Source organism: Serratia microhaemolytica (genome assembly GCF_004011885.1).
GTDB lineage: Bacteria > Pseudomonadota > Gammaproteobacteria > Enterobacterales > Enterobacteriaceae > Serratia_G > Serratia_G microhaemolytica.
In genome coordinates this window covers 869-1,698 of the sequence record NZ_ML137213.1, presented here as the reverse complement: position 1 = coordinate 1,698, position 830 = coordinate 869, and the positions used below count along the sequence as shown (strand labels likewise).

The following is an 830-nucleotide window of genomic DNA, read 5'->3' as shown; positions in this document are numbered from 1 at the left end:
CCTGTTTGCGTTCGCTGGCCAACTGCGCCACTAACGCCCCGATCAGCTTCAGCAACTGGCGGGTTTGCGGGGGCAGCTCATCCAGCGTGCGGCCTAAAATTTCCTGCGCCAGTGGGTTGGCGTGTTGAATGTCTTGTGCTGTCACTTCGATGTAGTCGATCACCTCGCCGCGATGGCTGACCTGCTTTACCTCGCGCTGATACTGATGCAGTAACGCGATGCTCTGGATCAGGCTGAGGTATTTCATGTGGTCACGCCGGGTACGGGTTTTATCGCTAATAAAGCTCAGTTGCTGCGCGAACGGATTGACCACTTTTAGTGGCCGCAATAAGCGTTGTGCGTTCTGGTGCAGTTCGCTCAGGTAGTGCTTATCGCGACTGGCCAGCAGCCCGGCCAGCGTTTGTGCCTGCCGTTGTGCGTGATGAATGGCTTCGGTCTGTTCGCGTGACTCATTCACCGTGAGCACCAGGCAGCGGTTTAACAACTCTTCGTCGATGTCGATCGCAGTGCTGGTCAGCATTAACATCACTGGCCCTTCTACCCGGTACTGTTTGGTCACCAAGTTGCCGCTCACTTCATCTTTGGCGGTGCTGGCGATGGTCAACTCGCCATCGGATTGCAGCAGTTTCAGTGCATAGGCGGCTTGCCTGACGCCCTCTTCTTCGGCGATGGCCAAGATTTTATGTTTCACGTTCACTTCACCGAGGTAGAACAGGCTTTGCCCGGTCATGGCGCTGTATTGCAACCGTTCTTCGGGTGGCATCATATTCAGCACCGCATCCATTAATGACGACTTCCCCGCTGCGCTGCTGCTCTGGATCAAGATCGCT

The 830-nt window shown here is 55.7% G+C and carries 1 pseudogene; it reads right to left on the bottom strand.

The features are described from left to right. A pseudogene (locus tag EOJ37_RS14745) lies at positions 1 to 830 on the bottom strand (DNA primase); the annotation flags it as partial.